Source organism: Archangium lipolyticum, from assembly GCF_024623785.1.
Taxonomy (GTDB): Bacteria; Myxococcota; Myxococcia; order Myxococcales; family Myxococcaceae; genus Archangium; species Archangium lipolyticum.
On sequence record NZ_JANKBZ010000031.1, the window covers coordinates 118,791 to 135,690 of the forward strand.

The following is a 16,900-nucleotide window of genomic DNA, read 5'->3' on the forward strand; positions in this document are numbered from 1 at the left end:
GGGGGCATACTCCGGGTTCAACCCGGGCAACGAGATACCCTCACCCCGGCCCTCTCCCGGAGGGAGAGGGAGATCAGGCCCTCGGAGTGGCGGGCGGCGCGGCCTGTGCCTGCTCCCCTACGGGTGTCGGCGCCACCGTCTGCCGGGGCTCGGTCCGGGTGGTGGGCAGCCACTCGGGCTTCGCTCGCAGGTACACCATCATCTTCTCCCTCACCAGCGCCCTCAGATCGAACAGGACCCCTGGCGGTCCGCTGACCAGCACCCGCACCTTCAACGTCCGGTCCAGCACATCCTCCACCACCACGTTGCCCACCCGCCCATCCCACAACGCCTTGCCCTCGTTCTCCAGGATGCGCCTCAGCTCCGCCCTCAACGCCTCCATGTCCGCCGTGAAGTCCACCAGCAGTTGCACCGGGCCCAGCATGCTCGGCCCTCCCTTGCTCCAGTTCTGGAACGTCTTGTCCAGGAACTGCGCGATGGGCACCACCAGCCTCCGCTCGTCCCACACCTTCACCACCACGTACGTCAGGGTGATCTCCTCCACCGTGCCGAACTCGTTCTCCACCACCACCTGATCCCCGATCCGGATCGGCTGGGTGATCGACAGCTGGATGCCCGCCAGCAGCGACGAGATGGACTTCTGCGCCGCCAGACCGATGACCAGGCCCGCGATACCCGCCGAGGCCAGCAGCGACACTCCTACGTTGCGCACCGTCTCGAACTGCATGAGCAGCAGCGCCGCCGAGATGATGTAGGTCGCCGCCTCGAACACGCTCCGCAGCACCACCAGCTGCGTGTGCAGCCCTCGGGCCCTCGCGGCGTCCTTCGGATCCTTCGTCACCGTCTGCTGCACGAACTGCGACATCACCCGCAGGAAGCGCAGCACGAACCACGCCACCGCCACGATGATGAACGAGGTGACCAGGTGGGTCGCCACGAACTGGGCCGTGGGCGGCAGTTGCAACAGCGCCGTCCCCAGCGCCCCCAACAGCGCGAAGTACAGCAGCTTCAGCGGCCCCTGGCCCGCCGGCACCAGCGCGTCATCCCACGTCACCCGTGTCCAGCTCGCCAGCCTCGCCATCAGCCCCAGCGTCAGCCGCTCCAACACCGCTCCCAGCAGCCCCGCCAGCACCACCGTCATCAACAGGCCCAGCCACCGCCACGGCTCCAGCCCCAACACCACCCGCTCGAAGAGCACCGGCGGCACCGGCACCCCCAGCACCTCCGGCTCGTACGAGTCGTAGATGGCGTCGATCGCCTTCACCGTCGACTGGCTGAACACCCACACCCGCGCACCTTCGTCGATCGTCACGCGCGACAGCTGGATGGGGTAGCGGTTCTTGCCCACCGTCAGGACGGTGAGCTTCTCGAAGCGGCCATCCTCCGGGTCTCCGTCCGGCTCCTTGCTCAGGTGGTCGAGCAGCTCCGGCTCCAGCTTGTCGTCCAGGATGAGCCGCAGGCGCCAGGCCAGGCGGGCCCCTTCCTTCTTCTGCTCGGACGTGGGCAGGTAGTCCAGGTCCAGGAAGTGCGCGGCCAGCGGGTAGTCGCCCCGCTGGGCCGCGGTGAAGAAACCATTGGCGGCGGTATAGGGCGTCTGCCTGTCCACCGTGGACGGGGGAGCCCCCAACCCGGCGTTGAAGGCCTGGGCCTCCGGCAGGAACACGAGGGACAGCAGCACGCACAGTCCGGTCAGAGCGCGACGCATGGGCGCCTCTTACTGCGCCTCCCTGACCCATCCGGCAACACCTATGTGCCGGTAGCCCGCCCGTCATGCAAGGTACCTACCGGCATGGCCCTCCCCTGGATTCCAATGGGACGGGAAACCCTTGGTGTCATAAGGATTCGTAGGCTAGAAGAAGCCCCCCAGGAAGAGGGCGCCGTGCAAGAGAAGCGAAAAATCCTGCTCATCGACGACAGCGAGATCACTCTCGCCATGGAGAAGGCCGTGCTGGAGGCGCGCGGCTATGAGGTCGTCGCCACCTCCACGTTGATGGAGTTCGAGAAGACCCTACAGACGTGGAAGCCGGACCTCATCCTCACCGACATCCACATGCCCGAGGCCAAGGGCACCGACATCTGCCGGACGTTGAAGAACGAGTACGGCACCCAGGACATCCCCATCATCCTCTTCTCCAGCCTCCCGGACGACGAGCTGAGCAAGCTGGCCGAGCAGGTGGGTGCCGATGGCAGCCTCTCCAAGGTGAACGGGCTCGAGAAGATGGGCGAGAAGATCGACGAGCTGGTGCAGAGCATCATCTGGTGACGCGGTGAGACGGCTCCTTCCCGGACTGTTCCTGCTGGCGGCGCTCTCGGGATGCTCGCGCAAGGAGTCCGCCCCGGCGCCCACGCCCCCCCCGGCGTCGGCGCAGGCCCCCGGCGCCATCCTCTTCTTCTCCGCCGACACCCGCGGCTACCTGGGACCCTGCGGGTGCAGCGAGAACATGCGCGGCGGCATCGCCCGCGCGGCCTTCCAGATTCAAGAAGCACGCAAGGGCGCCCTGCCCGTCCTCTACGTGGACGGCGGTGACAGCCTCTTCGGCTCCCCCACCCTCAAGCCGGACCAGGTGCCCCAGGAGGAGCGCAAGGCCCGGGCGCTCGCCGAGTCCATGAAGCGCATGGGCCTGGTGGTGCGCGCGGTGGGCGAGCTGGACGACACGCGGGGCGCCGACTTCCGCCGCGGCCTGGGTCTGCCCGAGCTGGAGCCCGGCGGGGTGAAGGTGCTCCCCGCCGGCAAGCGCGAGGTGGGCGTGGTGAGCGCCTCGGACGCCGCCGGGCTGAAACAGGCCAGCGCCAAGGCTCGTGCCCAGGGCGCCGACTTCGTCGTGGGCCTCTTCCACGGCACCCTCGAGGAGGCCCAGCGGGCCGCCGCCACCCCGGAGCCGGGCGTGGACCTGGTGCTCGCCACCCACACCGCCTCCGAGTTCGACGGCGAACAGAACAAGCTGACCCGTGACGCGGTGCCCGTCGTCGGGCTGCAGAGCAAGGGCCGCTCGCTGCTGCGCGTGGACCTGGCCTACGGCGCGAAGCCGGGCCCCTTCACCCCGCAGAAGACGGCCGAGGACACCGAGCGCGAGGCCGCCTCCATCGACCGGCGCATGGCGCTGCTGGACAAGGAGATCAACCTCCCCGGCATCGCTCCCGAGCTCAAGAGCCTCAAGCAGCAGAAGCGCGAGGAGCTGGTGGCGCGCCGTCAGGCCCTCCTCACCGCGCCGGTGACGGCCACGGGCGACACGGACTCCTTCTCCGTCCGCTTCGTCCCCCTGGAGTCCAACCTCGCCTCGAGCCCCGAGGCCGTGGCGGTGGTGAACGCCTATGACGCGGACGTGGGGAAGATGAACCTGGAGTGGGCCAAGGCCCACGGCCAGGACTGCCCCGCCCCCGAGAAGGGCCAGGCCGCCTTCGTGGGCAGCGCCGCCTGCGCCGACTGCCACAAGGAGACCTTCCCGGTGTGGGAGGCCTCCAAGCACCACCGGGCCATCGAGACGCTGGTGGAGGTGGGCAAGCAGTACCACCTCAACTGCACCGGCTGTCATGTCACCGGCTGGGAGCAGCCCGGCGGCGTGTGCCGCCTGGACAAGATGGCCGGCCGCGAGAACGTGGGCTGCGAGAGCTGCCACGGCCCGGGCTCGCTCCACGTCGAGGACCCCTCCTCCGACAACATCACCGCCCGCCCCGGCCAGGCCGTCTGCGTCACCTGCCACAACCGGGAGAACTCCCCCCACTTCGACTTCGCCACCTACGTGCCGAGGATCCTCGGCCCCGGTCATGGCCAGCCACAGGAAGTGAAGCGGAAGCCCTAGAACACATCCACGGGGTGCGTTTCTTCCCGTTTGGACCGTCCGGAGAGAGAATGGCCCGTCCGGATGCTTGTTCCAGGTTCGCGCGAAACGTCGAATACTTGACCTTCAAACCACTCGCCCGGTCCTTCCGGCAGCCGAATCCCAGGTGACCATGCCGCACTTCAGCCTGCTCCTCCTGGTCCTCACCTCGGTCCCGACTTCCAAGGACGCGCTGACGATGCCCCCAGCGCCTCCCGGCATGAGGGTGCTCGGCACGGAGGACAAGCAGCTGCTGCTGGGCTCCGCCGAGGAGCCCGAGGCCACGCCCGAGGAGGACTCGGCGGAGGAGGTGGAGCCCGAGTCCACCGAGCTCGAGGAGATGCGGGCCCTGGAGGGTGCCACGTTGGATCCGGGCGCCCGTCCCAACGCCGAGGTGCTCCAGTCGCTGCGCCGCCTGGGCCTGGCCAACCCGCTGCGCCAGCGCATGCTGGACGCGCTGGAGGAGCCCACCTTCCGCGAGGACGAGGCCGAGGGCGAGCTGGCCCTCATCACCGACCTGGCCAGCTTCGACGTCTCGCGCATCCAGGGCAAGTACGACATCCCCGTGGAGATGCAGCCGCTGGTGGCCCAGTACATCCAGTTCTTCCAGGGCCCGGGCCGCAAGTGGTTCCGCAAGTGGATGGAGCGCTCCACCCGCTACCTGCCGGTGATGCAGCCCATCCTCGAGGCCAACGGGCTGCCTCGCGACACGGTGTACCTGGCGATGATCGAGAGCGGCTTCTCCACCAACGCCTACTCGTGGGCACACGCCTCGGGGCCCTGGCAGTTCATCGCCAGCACCGGCCGCCAGTACGGGCTGCACCAGGACTTCTGGGTGGACGAGCGGAGGGATCCCATCAAGGCCACCAAGGCCGCCGCGCGCTACCTGAAGGATCTCCACAACGAGCTGGGCCACTGGTACCTGGCGTGGGCGGGCTACAACACGGGCAGCGGCCGGGTGCGCAGGCTGGTGGAGCGCCTGGGCACGAAGGACTTCTGGGTCATCTCCGCCCCCGAGGAGAAGGGGCTGGCGCTGGAGACGCGGCACTACGTGCCCAAGCTCATCGCCGCGGCGCTCATCTCCAAGCACCCCACCGCCTTCGGCTTCGACGAGAAGGACTTCGCCTACGAGCCGCCCCTCTCCTTCGACGAGGTGAAGATCAACGACGCCACCGACCTGGACGTCATCGCCCGGGCGGCCGGCGTGGACGTGAAGGAGGTGCAGGAGCTCAACCCCGAGCTGCGGCGCTGGTGCACCCCTCCGGCGAGCGCGAAGAACCCCTACACCCTGCGGCTGCCCAAGGGCTCGGCGGAGCGCTTCGCGGAGAACTTCGCCCGCATCGCCCCCAAGGAGCGGCTCACCTTCCGCGTCCACAAGGTGAAGAAGGGCGACACGCTGTCGCAGATCGCCCTCAAGTATGGCAGCGCGGCCGAGGCCATCCTGCAGATGAACCGGCTCAAGAGCGTGAAGACGCTCCGGCTCAACGCGGAGCTGGTCATCCCGGTGCCGAACGGGCGCGGAGGTGGCGAGGGCTCGGGGCAGAACAGCGCGCTGGCGCGCAAGGTGGCGCAGGCGCGCAGCAGCGGCGTGACGGTGCTGCGCCCCGAGGACGAGGTGCCGGCGGGCACGCCTCGCGGTCCGGTGGCGACGGGCCCCATCAAGACGGAGGTCATCAACGGCCGCAAGCGCGTCACCTACGGCGTGCAGTCGGGTGACAGCCTGTGGGCCATCGCCCAGCGCTTCCAGGTAAACGCGGAGGACATCCGCAAGTGGAACAACCTGTCGGCGCGCACCAGCAAGCGGGCGCTCAAGGTGGGCTCGGTGCTGTACGTGTATCCGGACAACGCGCCCAAGCAGGTGGAGGAGCGCGCGGGCACGGTCATCGCCCAGCGCGCACCGGCCGGCAACGCGGGCCGCCCCGGCACCGTGCACGAGCTGGCCGCCGGTGAGTCCATCTGGAGCGTCGCCCAGCGCTACGGCGTCACCGTCGAGGACATCAAGCGCTGGAACAACATCAAGGACACCACCCGCCTGCCCACCGGCCTGCGGCTCGTGGTCAAGGCGCCGTAGTCACGTGAAGACCCCGGCGCGGCGCCGGGAGAAGTCGTGCTCCGTGACGAGCCGGAGGATGGCCGCGGAGATCTTCTCCCCGCCGCGCACGGAAGGCTCGATGGGGTTGGCGTAGTCCTCCGCCCTGTCGCAGATCAGCCGGAGATCGACCAGCGGCAGACCCCGGGCGAAGGCCTCGCGGGTGATGCAGTCGTTGAAGACCGACAGCGCCGTGACGACCAGCCGCTGCCGCCCGGCATCCGGATAGTTCGCGTCATAGATGGTGCAGACGGCCGTGGGCAGACCCAGGGCCAGCACGTGGTCGAGCATCGCCTGGTAGCTCCGCCCGAACTCCTCCTGGATGTCGGCGAGCTTGCCGACCGCGTCGGCCACGGATCTCGCTCCGCGCTCCAGGACGCTCGACTGGCCCAGGGCATCGTTGCCCCCGACGCTGATGACGAGGTGGCTCGCGTCCTTGGGAAGCCGGTGGAGCTGCCCCTTGACGCCGCTCGTCACGCTGCCGTCGACGGCCCGCAGCGTCGCCTGCCAACCAGCGGGCAGCCGCTCGCGCAGCTGCTGGATGACGTCGGGCCCTCCCGACACGTACGCGCCGTTGTCGAAGATCGAATCGCCCAGGAGCACGATGTGTTTCACGAGCGCCTCACCCTTCCCGAGAGGAGAGGAATGTTCACGCGAGGCGCCCCGAGGAAGTCCCTCTCAGCCCGTCACCTGCGTCCGGGCCTCCGCTGCTCGCGGCTTCCTCCGAGAGCAGCCGGACGAGCCGCCGGCGGACCACCTCGATGTGCTCGCGGAAGAAGTAGAGATTCTCCGCGTACGACAGGGGCGTGGGAATCCGGTTCACCGCGCGCTCGGTCTCCTCGAGCCGCTTGAGCATGTCCTCGAGCATCTGCCGTCCGGGGTTCTCCTCGAGCTGGAGCTCGATCTCCTTCAGGCGCGCGTACCACCGGAAGATGCGGGAGCGGACCCGCCACAGGAACAGCGCCGGCACGGCCCGTCCGAGCGGCACCACCACGGCGATGATCGGCACGAGCATCACCCAGAGCCGGTCCACGAGGTTCGCGGCCCAGAACGGCAGGTAGCGTTGCAGGAACGGAATGCCGGCCTGGTAGTAGCGGCGGGCCTCGTCGCTGAGCGGAAAGCCGGTCTCGAGCGGCGCGGGGAATTCTCCCGAGCGGTCGAGCAACCCGGCACTGCCGTGGATCTCGCTCGCGGCGCGCATGAGCAGGTACGCGAGCGCCGGATGCAGCGTGTCCTGCGCCAGGAGGTTCGCGGTCGGCGCGAGCAGCACCACGTCCTGCTCCGGAACGTCCGCCGCGAGATTGAACACGCCTCGCGGCAGCACGAGCTTCGACAGGTACGGGTACTTGCGGGCGTAGGCGTCGGCGCGCGTGAAGCTGAGCAGCCGCACGCCGGGGGCCGCGGCGAGCTTCTGGATCGGCGGCGACTCCGCGGGGGCCACCAGGAACACCGCGTCGACGCCACCCTGCTTGAGCTGCTCGATGGCCTGGTCGCGATCCAACGGCAGGAGCTCCGTCGGAGCCTGGTCCGCGCCGTTGGCCGCCAGCAGCATGCGGGCGAGCGCATGCGTCCCACTCTCGGCGAGCCCGATCGCGATGCGCCTGCCCTTCAGCCCGCGCACGTCCTCGATGGGCTCACCGCGGTAGAAGACCCACAGCGGCACGTACGAGAGGCTGCCGAGCGAGACGATGCGCGCCGCCCCCTCCCCGGCCGCCGTACCGCCCTGCACGAAAGCGACGTCCGCCTCCGGGGTGTCTCCGGAGAGGAGCTCGAGACTGGTGACCGACCCCTTCGTCTGGCGGATCTCCAGCGTGACGCCGTGCCGCGCGAGGACCTCCTGGTACTTCCGCGCGAAGTAGCGGAAGCCGCCCTCGTCCTGCGCCGTCGCGAGGACGAGCCTCTTCGGTGGCGCGGGCTTGACGAAGTAGAAGGTGACGGCGAACGCGGCCCCGATGATGAGGAGCGTGGGCGCGAGCGTGAGCAACAAGTCGCGCCGCAACGTGCGCCGGAGCTGTTCCTTGATCATATCCGCCTTCATGAGTCCTGAACGGGTTGCAGCCTCTCCGTAAGAGGTCGGACAGGCAAGGGAGAGCCAGGTCTCCCCTGCCCGCCAGCCCGCCTTACTCGGAGGGCGGCGTGTACCGGGAGACGTTCGCGCGGGGCGCCCCACTGAGTGAGCCGCCCGTCAGCAGCACCTGCCCGGTGTGCAGCAGCGTCTCGGCGGAGCCCGGGCCGTTCCCCGGCAGCCAGCCCGCGAAGCGCCACCCGTTCCAGTTCGGCTCATACAGCTCGGCTTCCGGCACGGTGAGACCATCGCCGTTGTCGCCACCCGAGATGAGCACCTGGCCCGAGTAGAGCAGGGTCGCGTGGTGGCTCTCGCGGGCCCATCCCAGGGGGGCGGCATTGGTCCACCGGTCGTTGAAGGGATCGTAGATGGCCGTCTGGGTGTTGGGGCCCAGGAAGCCGCCCGTCACCAGCACCGAGCCCGAGTAGAGCCGCGTCGCGGTGTGACTGTAGTGACCCGACGGCATGGGGCTCACCAGCCTCCAGGTGCCGGTGGCCGGGTCGTACAGCTCCGCGCTCGCGAGCGTGCCCTCGTTGCCGTTGAAGCCGCCAAGCACCAGCACCTCGCCCGAGTAGAGCTTCGTCGCGGTGTGCCACATGCGTGCCTTGACCATGGAGCCCGTGGGGCTCCAGGTGCCGGTGGCCGGGTCGTACAGCTCCGCGCTCGTGGAGCCAGGGTTGAAGGGGTAGGTGAAGCCACCCGTGACCAGCACCTTGCCCGAGTCGAGCAGGGTCGCGGTGTGCCGGACGCGAGACGTGTTCAGGCTCCCCGTGAAGCTCCAGGTGCCGGTGGCCGGGTCATACAGCTCCGCGGTGCCGGTCGAGGGCTGACCGGAGGCATGGCCGCCCACCACCAGCACCTGACCCGAGCCGAGCGGCGTCGCCGTGTGGCCGGCGCGCGCCAGATTCAGGGAGCCCGTGGGAGACCAGCTGTCCGCGTACGGGTCATACACCTCCGCGCTCGCGGTGTTGCCGGAAGGGGAGATGCCGCCCGCCACCAGCACCGAGCCGGTGGAGTTGAGCAGCGTCGCGGTGTGGAGCCTGCGCGCGGTGCTCATGGGCGTGTGGGAGGTCCACCTGCCCACCCAGGTCGGGGCCAGGTCCGCCCGTATGGCCTGTGACGATGAGGCTCCAGGGGTGGAGGGCTCCTCCCCAGGCTGGCAGCCACCCATGAGGGATACCACTCCAGCCATCAGCCACGACAATCGGCTCGTTCTGCGCATGATGTCTCCGCTTGGAAGAGTGCAGCCCCCACACCATATAGAGTTCTCCCCGTCATGCGCCTCATCACCCTCTCCATTCCCCTCTTCTTCGTCCTGATGGGCATCGAGTGGCTCGCCGGGCGGCTCCGGAAACGGCGCGTGTTCCGAGGCCCGGATGTCTTCGCGAACCTCTCGCTGGGGTCCGCCCAGACGGTCTTCAACGTCGTGGCCGTGGGGCTGCTGGCCGGCGCCTACCTGGCCATCTACGAGCACCGGCTCTTCGACATCCCCTCCTCCTCGGTGCTGGCCTGGACGGGACTGATGCTCGGTGTCGACTTCGCCTACTACTGGTTCCACCGCGTCTCGCACCGCATGAACCTGGCCTGGGCGGCGCACGCTCCCCACCACCAGAGCGAGGACTACAACCTGGCCGTGGCCCTGCGTCAGGGGCCCATCCAACCGCTCTTCTCGCGCGTCTTCTACCTGCCGCTGGCGTGGCTCGGCTTCTCCCCGGCCATGTTCGCCACCGCGGCGGGGCTCAACACGCTCTACCAGTTCTGGGTGCACACCGAGCTCGTCGGCAAGCTCGGGCCCCTCGAGTGGGTGCTCAGCACCCCCTCGCACCACCGCGTGCACCACGCCTGCAACGGCCGCTACCTGGACAAGAACCACGGCGGCATCCTCATCATCTGGGACAGGCTGTTCGGCACCTTCGAGCCCGAGGTGGAGCCGGTCACCTACGGCACGGTGAAGCAGGTGCGCACCTTCAACCCGCTGCTGGCCGCCATCACCCCCTTCCGCGACCTGGCGGTCCTGTCCTGGAGGGCGCCGAGGTTCCTGGACAAGCTGAAGGTCTGGGTCATGCCGCCCGAGTGGCGCCCGGCGGGGGTGGATGCTCCGGCCGCGGAGGCCGTGGAGGGGAGAACCCGGTTCGACGTGCGCTTCTCTCGCCGGGTGGCGCTCTACGTCGGCCTCGTGGGCGTGCTGACGTTGCTGCTCACCGTGCTGTTCCTGGGCCGGGGTTCGTCATTGCCCCTGCCCTCGCGGCTCGCGTTCGCGGCCTGGTTCCTGGCCTCCCTGGGTGGATTGGGAGGCGTGCTGGAGGGGAGGCGCTGGGGGCCGTGGGTCGAGGCGGTGAGGCTCGCGGCGGCGCCGGTGGTGGTGGCGCTGCTCTAGCCCCGGGGCTCAACGCGAGAGGGGAAGCCGGAGGCTGAAGGTGGAGCCCTCACCCAACGTCGACTGCGCGGTGAGCGAGCCCCCATGGAGCCGTGCGAGCGCCCCGGCGATGTACAGGCCCAGTCCATGCCCCTGTCCTCCGGCGACCTCCGCGCGGTGGAAGCGGTCGAAGACGTTGGGCAACTCCGAGGCCGCGATGCCGACGCCCCAGTCGCGCACCTGGACGACGGCCAGCCCGGGTGAGAGGGACAGCGTCACCTCGACACGCCGTGCCTCTCCCCCGTACTTCACCGCGTTGGAGATCAGGTTGTTGAGGATGTAGCGCACGCGCTCGGCATCGAAGGAGAGCTCCACCCGCTGCTCCGGCTCCTTCAGGTGGAAGTCCACCTGCGGTTGGAGCTCGCGCCATTCCTGGACCACCTCCTGGAGGAACGCCGAGACATTCCCGGGCTCCAATTGCAGCGCCAGCTTGCCCTCGGACAGGCGCGCCGCGTCGAGGATGGAGGTGACGAGGGTATTCATCCGGTCCAGCTGGCGGAGGATGGTCTCCGTGAAGCGTTTCTCCTCCGGAGTGCTCTTGTTCCCCTGCTTGCGCAGCAGCAGCTGGGCGTTGAGCCGCGCCGAGCTCAAGGGCGTCTTGATCTCATGGGCGACCCAGTTGAGCATCTCCTCGCGCACGGTTCCGCTGGAGCGGTCCGCGCGGGCCCCTCCGGGCGCGACCTCATTGCGAGGCTCGGCGGAGGGACGCGAATCCAACACCTTCCGCACGGTCTTCTCGAAGGTCTCGAGTTCCACCGGCTTGGAGAGGAAGACATCGGCCTCTTCCAGGCCCTTGGGGCGCGCGGCACTCAGCAACAGGAAGGGGACCGTCTCGAGCCGGGCATCGGCACGCAGCGCCCGGAGCAGCTCCACTCCCGTGCGCCGGGGCATCATGTGGTCACTCACCACCAGATCCGGCCGCTCCGTCCGGGCCAGCATGAGGGCCTCTTCCCCATTGTGTGCCCGCAGGGCGCGATGACCCAGGTCCTCCACCACCTGGGCGAAGATCTCGAGCATGGCCTCTTCATCCTCCGCGATGAGGATGAGGCTCATCTCGACTCTCCGACGACGCTTGCGCCAAGAGGCCGGGCCTGCCCCGTCAACAGGCCCTCCACCGAGCGCATCGGCGCCAGGACCCGGATCCCCGCGTCGTTGATTTCGAACTCGCGCAGGTTCCCGTCGTACTTGCTGTCGCGCATCTTGAGGATGGACAGGATGCGGTGGATGCGCCCGCGCAGCTCCACGTAGCGCAACAGCAGCAGGTTCTCGCCGAGGATCGCGATGGGCGTGTCGCTGAAATCCAGCTCGGTGCCAGCGATCTTCGACACCTCCTTGGTGAAGAGGGACGTCACTCCCGCGGCCCGGAGGTGCACGCTCAAGGCGGCCAGGAAGGTGCGCCGCCGCTCCGGGTCCGCGATGGAGAGCTCGAGCTCCGTCAGTCCGTCGAGGACGAGCCGCTGGATTCCCTGACGCGCCACATCCCGCAGGATGCGCTCGATGAGGACATCCGCCTCCGTCTCGGCCGGAGGCTGGTGGACCAACGTCAGCGCTCCACTGGCCAACACCTCCTGCACGTCCAATCCGATCCGCTTCGCCCGGGCGAGCAGCGCGGAGGAAGGCTCGAAGCAGGAGACGAAGAGCGTCTTCTCCCCCCGGCGGGCTCCCTCCGCCGCGAAGTGCGCGGCGAGCAGCGTCTTGCCAATGCCCATGCTGCCCGCGAGCAGGGTGGTGCTCTGGACGGGCAGCCCGCCTTCCATCAGCCCGTCGAGCTCGGGCAGCCCGAAGCCGGCCCGGCCGCGCGTCGGGGAGAAGTCCTTGTCGGAGGGAATCTGGGTCTCGAGCCGGGGGAAGAGCTCCACGCCCTCGGGACCGATGCGCATGAGGTGCTCGCCGGGCAGGTGGGGCCGGCCGCGCAGCTTGACCACCTCCACCCGGCGCAGGCGGCGCACGCCGCGCGTGTTCACCGACAGCGAGACGATGCCATCCACCGTCGTCGCTTCCGGCAGGGCCATCAGCTTCTCGAGGGGGTACTCGGTGGTGAAGAGCCCGACGCAGTCCGTGGCGGACAGCCCGATGCCCAGCTCGTACAGGAACTCGCGCAGCCTGGCCTCGTCCTGCCACAGGTCGCGGATGGCGCGCAGCCCGTCGATGAAGAGCAGCTTCGCGCCGCGCTCGCGGACGGTGTGCACCAGGAGATCACGCGCCTCCTTGGCCCCCTTCTTCAGCGAGGCGTAGGTGCTCATGAGGAAGAGCTTCTCGCCCAGCAGCTCGCGGCGGAAGAAGGAGAAGCCGGAGAGCGCATCCACCAGCTTGTCGTGGGGCTCGGAGGTGACGGTGGAGATCACCACGGGCAGCCCGCGCGCGGCGGCGAGGAAGGCCACCTGGCTGCAGAGGATCGTCTTGCCGCTGCCAGGGTTGCCCGCGACGATGAGCGTCTGCCTGCGGGGAATGCCACCCCCCAGCAGAACATCGAAGCTCGGGATACCGGTCTCCAGGCACTGCCTCCGGTTGCTGTCGTCCGTCATGAATGCTCGCTACGGTTGAGAAGGGACCACGCGAGCCCAGCCAGAGACGTGCCTTCACGGGAGAAGAAATCCTTGGACGGGTGGCGCGCGCTCTTCCCGTAACACGGGAAGAGCGCCCTCCCACTGGAACTCGTGGGAGCGCCAGCCCGAAGGTCACCTGGACAACCAAGGAACCAGGCCTTACCCCTGCTCGAGCAGGAGCTTCAGCTCGCGGACGCGGCGGGTGATGTAGTCGCGGTCCAACCGGCGGAAGCTCTCGGGCAGCAGCTCGCGGCTGGTGCACTCCTGCACCGCCACCAGGTTCTGCAGCTCGATCTCCAGCGGGTAGCTGGGCGGCACGAAGTCCTCGAAGACGGCCTTGAGGTCCTCCACCGTGGCCTGCTCGCGCCCCTGGGCCAGCGCGCGGAAGCGGGTGCGCACCAGCACCGCCTCCATGTCCGCGCCGCTCAGCTGGCGAGTCCCCGTCGGAATCAGCTCGCCCACCGAGGGCACGTCCAGCTTCAGGCCCGTCTTCTTCTGCATCACCCGGAAGAGCTCCTCCCGCTCGGCTTCCGTCTCCGGGTAGAAGAGCGCGAGGTGCTCCTCGGCGCGGCCCTGGCGCTTGAGGTCGATGGGCAGCAGGTCCGGCCGCGCCGTCATCAGGAACCAGACGATCTTCCCGCGGTACACCGTGTTGCCCATGAACGAGGCGATGGAGCCGAACACGCGGCTGCTCGTCCCCGAGTCCCCGCCCGAGTCGCGGTTGCCCAGGAAGGTGTCCGCCTCGTCCACCATCACCGCCACCGGCCAGAGCGCCTTGAGGAGATTGAAGATCTTCTCCAGGTTGGCCTCGGTGACGCCCTGCCACTGGCTGCGGAAGTTGAGGAACTTCACCACCGGGATGCCAATCTCCCCGGCGAAGCAGGACACCAGGAACGTCTTGCCCGTGCCGACGGGGCCACTCACGAGGTAGCCCATGGGCATCACCTCGATGCGGCCCTTCTTCAGCGCGTTGGCCGCGTTGCGCAGCATCTCCTTGGCCTTGCCGTGGCCCGCCACCGCGTCGAGCGTGTTGGACGGCTCGATGAACTCGAGCAGGCCGTGGCACTCGGCCTGGATGAGCTCCTTCTTCTTCTCCTTGAGCAGGTCGGAGGTAATGCGCACACCGTGCTCGAGGGCCTCGGTGAGGACGCGGTCCAGGTTGATGCGCGACAGGCCCGCCGTCATCTTCGCCAGGCCCGCCAGCGGCACGTCCGACACCGCCGCCAGCTTCTTGCCCTCCAGCTTGTAGCGCACGTACTCCAGCCGCTCCTCCTCGGTGGGCAGGGGCAGCTCGATGGGCGCCACGTACGGGTTGCGCGTCAGGCGCTGGGACATGTCCGCCAGGTTCTCCGCCAGCAGCACCACGGACACGTCCCCCGCGAGGAACTGCGGGTCGTGCGCCCACTTCTCCAGCGTGGCCAGCACGAAGCGGTCCTCGGCGGACAGGTGGCTCATCTCCCCGCCCGGCACCAGCGTCTCGGCGAAGTCGATGATGAGCGCCAGGGACTTGCCCTCGCTCACGCGCATCCGCAGGAAGTTCTCGAGGATCTGCAGCGCCCGGGCCGGGTCCCTCGGCAGGCTCTTGGCGTAGTCCGTGCCATAGAGCGCGTCGTAGCCGGCCATCGTCCGCTGCAGCTCCTTCTGCGTCTCCGGAGACGAGGAGCGGATGCCCGACGAGCGGTCATAGAAGAGGACGTGGTCGCGCCCGCCGAAGAGCTCCTCGGAGAGGAACGTGCGCAGGGTGCCGAAGCCCCGGCTGCCGTCCTCCTGGGTGGTGGGCTGAAGGTCCCTCACCGCCCCATAGAGGAGGAAGGTGCTGACGGTCTTCGTGTAGTACTTCTGGGCCAGCTTGCGGGCCCAGCCGGGCAGCTCCGCGAGCGGATCCGCCGGATCGGCCTTGCGTGACTTGGTCACGGACACACCCCTCCAGCCCCCTCGGGGGGGCACTCGCGCCCGCCCCCATCGGACGGGCGCCTGTCTGAATCGTCCTCAGCGGCAGCCGCGCTGCTTCTTCAGCCGCTCCTTCACCGTGCCCATCGCGGGAGCCACGTCCACGCTCGCTTCGTCGTGGCACCGCAGCTTGAGGCTCACCTGCTTCACGCTGGTCGGCAACCGCACCCGGGCCGGCGTCGTGCGGCCCAGGTCCTTGCCTTCCACGAAGATGGCGGCCCCGGCGGGCACGGACTGCACCTCCACCTCATAACCCTCGGGCTCGAGCTTGAGCTGCACGTCCATCGGCTTGTCGCCCGCGGGCAGGTTGAGGCGCTTGTCGGCCGGCTTGTAGCCCGGGGCGCTGGCCGACACGACCACCTCGGTCTCCGCCGGCACCTCGCCGATGTAGGTCGAGCTGCTGCCCTTCTCGCGCACCACCTTGCCGTCCACCTTCACCTCGGCGTCCGGAGGCTGGGTGACGACCACCACGCGCGCCACCTGCACCTCGCGCTGGAGCTTCACCTCCAGGTTCGTGGGCGTCGTGCCAGGCTGGATTTCCATCTGCTGGGTGAAGGGCTTGTAGCCAGCGGCGCTCACCAGAACCAGGGCGGGGCCAGCCGGCACTTCCTGAAGGATGGGCCCGCTCTTGGGCACGTTCAGGTCCTGCCCACTGACGTTCACCCGGACGTCCCGCACATCCGCGGGCAGGCTCACCAGGATGTAGCCCTTCTTGGGCTCGGGGCGCATCGCGAGGAAGGCCACCGTGACGAGCAGCAGCACCACCAGGGCGGCGAGTCCCGCGATGAGCGGCAGGCGGTTGGGCGCGGCCGGAGCGGGAGCCGAAGCCGGAGCCGGGCCCCGCTCCTGTGGCCGCGCGGAGCCGGGCAGCGGCCTCGCCGGGAGGGCTGGAGAGGTCGACGCCTCCACCTCCTCTTCCTCCTGCACCATCTCCTTGGGCGGCGCCACGGGCGGCATGGGCAGCGGCGCGAACGAAGGGCGGCCCGGCACCGTGGGAACCGACTGCGAGGGCCGCGCCACGCCGGGGGACTCGGCCGACGGATCCGGCCGGACGACACGCGGCAGCCCGTCCATCGTGTTGCGGCCCTGGCGGGCCACGGTGGTGCTCTCCGCGGAGGCGGGCGAGAGCGTCGGAGCACGCGCGGGAGCCGGGGTCACGGTCACCGGCTGCGACATCCGCGCGCCGGGGACGCGCTGCGCCGGCTGCTCGTCGATGACGAGCGGACGAGGCACCTCCACCGGCGTCACGGTGCGCCCGGGGCCCACCATGCCCGGCTGGGTGGTCGGCTCGTCGAAGTACTCGGAGCTGTTCACCACCATCGTCGCCCCGGACTCCTCCTCCTGCACCGGGGGCTTGGGGGCGGGCGGCGCGGCCGTCAGCTTGGGCAGGGCCCCGAGCGTGGGAGAGCGGCGCACGCCACCCGCGCCGACGGGGGGCTGAGACGGCTCCACGGGCGGCAGGCTCGGCACCGGCGCGCTGACCGGCGGCGGCGGCGGGGCCGAGGACGCTCCGCTGAAGCCCATCTCGATGGCGGCCATCATCCCCTCGGGGGGCTTGATGTCCGCGTACTCCTGCAGCCGCAGCTTCTCGCGCTCCACGTCCTCCGCGAAGGTGGACTTCATGTACTGCATGAGGTCCTTGCGGCTGAAGATGGACTCCGAGGTGATGAGGAAGCGCTGCAGGTCGTCGCCCAGCTCGTTGGCGTACTGGTAGCGCTCGTCCACGTCACGCGCGAGCGCCTTGAGGACGATCTTCTCCAGCGCCTCGGGGATGCGCCGGTTGTAGGTGGAGGGCGGCGGCACCTCGGCCTTGCGCACCTTCTCCAGCACGCTGAAGTCGCTGTCGCCCACGAAGAGCCGCTCGCCGGTGAGCATCTCGTAGAGACACACGCCGGTGAGCATCTCGTAGAGACACACGCCGATGGCGAAGATGTCGGAGCGGCGGTCCAGCGGCATGCCGCGGATCTGCTCCGGGCTCATGTAGCCGAACTTGCCCTTGAGGATGCCGGCCTGCGT

General features: G+C 69.2%; 12 protein-coding genes. 4 read left to right on the top strand and 8 right to left on the bottom strand.

The annotated features are described in order from the left end of the window. Positions 1 to 73 precede the first annotated feature (73 nt). The gene (locus NR810_RS41570) at positions 74 to 1,705 is read right to left on the bottom strand and encodes a mechanosensitive ion channel family protein (RefSeq protein ID WP_257460813.1); all 1,632 of its coding nucleotides are present in this window, start codon (positions 1,703 to 1,705) and stop codon (positions 74 to 76) included. Between the two features lie 174 nt (positions 1,706 to 1,879). Between NR810_RS41570 and NR810_RS41575 the strand changes: the two genes are divergently transcribed. The 3 genes from NR810_RS41575 to NR810_RS41585 all read left to right on the top strand — a co-directional run bounded on the left by NR810_RS41575 (position 1,880) and on the right by NR810_RS41585 (position 5,889). Beyond that, complete coding sequence (locus tag NR810_RS41575) at positions 1,880 to 2,263, top strand: response regulator (RefSeq protein WP_203402501.1); 384 nt, start codon at positions 1,880 to 1,882, stop codon at positions 2,261 to 2,263. Between the two features lie 4 nt (positions 2,264 to 2,267). Further along, on the top strand, positions 2,268 to 3,800 hold the full coding sequence (locus NR810_RS41580; protein WP_257460818.1) for a multiheme c-type cytochrome: 1,533 nt from the start codon (positions 2,268 to 2,270) through the stop codon (positions 3,798 to 3,800). A gap of 151 nt (positions 3,801 to 3,951) precedes the next feature. Beyond that, positions 3,952 to 5,889: a LysM peptidoglycan-binding domain-containing protein gene (locus NR810_RS41585; RefSeq protein WP_257460820.1), complete on the top strand. Its 1,938-nt coding sequence runs from the start codon at positions 3,952 to 3,954 to the stop codon at positions 5,887 to 5,889. Here NR810_RS41585 and NR810_RS41590 read toward each other — a convergent pair whose 3' ends face one another. The 3 genes from NR810_RS41590 to NR810_RS41600 all read right to left on the bottom strand — a co-directional run bounded on the left by NR810_RS41590 (position 5,890) and on the right by NR810_RS41600 (position 9,029). After that, positions 5,890 to 6,522: an SGNH/GDSL hydrolase family protein gene (locus tag NR810_RS41590; RefSeq protein WP_257460822.1), complete on the bottom strand. Its 633-nt coding sequence runs from the start codon at positions 6,520 to 6,522 to the stop codon at positions 5,890 to 5,892. A 34-nt stretch (positions 6,523 to 6,556) separates the two neighbouring features. After that, positions 6,557 to 7,945 (bottom strand): TAXI family TRAP transporter solute-binding subunit, encoded by a 1,389-nt coding sequence (locus NR810_RS41595; RefSeq protein ID WP_306818945.1) that lies wholly within the window; start codon positions 7,943 to 7,945, stop codon positions 6,557 to 6,559. An 82-nt stretch (positions 7,946 to 8,027) separates the two neighbouring features. After that, the gene (locus tag NR810_RS41600) at positions 8,028 to 9,029 is read right to left on the bottom strand and encodes a Kelch repeat-containing protein (protein WP_257460825.1); all 1,002 of its coding nucleotides are present in this window, start codon (positions 9,027 to 9,029) and stop codon (positions 8,028 to 8,030) included. 219 nt (positions 9,030 to 9,248) lie between these two features. Between NR810_RS41600 and NR810_RS41605 the strand changes: the two genes are divergently transcribed. Next, complete coding sequence (locus NR810_RS41605) at positions 9,249 to 10,349, top strand: sterol desaturase family protein (protein ID WP_257460826.1); 1,101 nt, start codon at positions 9,249 to 9,251, stop codon at positions 10,347 to 10,349. 9 nt (positions 10,350 to 10,358) lie between these two features. On the opposite strand, the gene NR810_RS41610 is transcribed toward NR810_RS41605, so the two are convergent. From NR810_RS41610 to NR810_RS41625, 4 genes are all read right to left on the bottom strand, one after another. Further along, a complete protein-coding gene (locus NR810_RS41610) occupies positions 10,359 to 11,441 on the bottom strand; it encodes an ATP-binding response regulator (RefSeq protein WP_257460828.1) in 1,083 nt (360 codons plus the stop codon). Beyond that, complete coding sequence (locus tag NR810_RS41615) at positions 11,438 to 12,913, bottom strand: ATPase domain-containing protein (RefSeq protein ID WP_257460829.1); 1,476 nt, start codon at positions 12,911 to 12,913, stop codon at positions 11,438 to 11,440. The genes NR810_RS41610 and NR810_RS41615 overlap by 4 nt, the downstream gene beginning before the upstream one ends. A 180-nt stretch (positions 12,914 to 13,093) precedes the next feature. After that, the gene (locus NR810_RS41620; RefSeq protein ID WP_257460830.1) at positions 13,094 to 14,848 is read right to left on the bottom strand and encodes an ATP-binding protein; all 1,755 of its coding nucleotides are present in this window, start codon (positions 14,846 to 14,848) and stop codon (positions 13,094 to 13,096) included. Positions 14,849 to 14,923: 75 nt separating this feature from the next. Further along, the coding region (locus NR810_RS41625) for a serine/threonine protein kinase (protein ID WP_257460833.1) at positions 14,924 to 16,900 on the bottom strand (1,977 nt) is incomplete at its 5' end.

What these genes read in the sequence shown, in the direction of transcription:
- NR810_RS41570 (WP_257460813.1), bottom strand. Translation starts at nt 1,705, where the DNA reads ATGCGTCGCGCTCTGACCGGACTGTGCGTGCTGCTGTCCCTCGTGTTC.
- NR810_RS41585 (WP_257460820.1), top strand. Translation starts at nt 3,952, where the DNA reads ATGCCGCACTTCAGCCTGCTCCTCCTGGTCCTCACCTCGGTCCCGACT.
- NR810_RS41595 (WP_306818945.1), bottom strand. Translation starts at nt 7,945, where the DNA reads ATGAAGGCGGATATGATCAAGGAACAGCTCCGGCGCACGTTGCGGCGC.
- NR810_RS41600 (WP_257460825.1), bottom strand. Translation starts at nt 9,029, where the DNA reads ATGAGCACCGCGCGCAGGCTCCACACCGCGACGCTGCTCAACTCCACC.
- NR810_RS41605 (WP_257460826.1), top strand. Translation starts at nt 9,249, where the DNA reads ATGCGCCTCATCACCCTCTCCATTCCCCTCTTCTTCGTCCTGATGGGC.
- NR810_RS41610 (WP_257460828.1), bottom strand. Translation starts at nt 11,441, where the DNA reads ATGAGCCTCATCCTCATCGCGGAGGATGAAGAGGCCATGCTCGAGATC.
- NR810_RS41615 (WP_257460829.1), bottom strand. Translation starts at nt 12,913, where the DNA reads ATGACGGACGACAGCAACCGGAGGCAGTGCCTGGAGACCGGTATCCCG.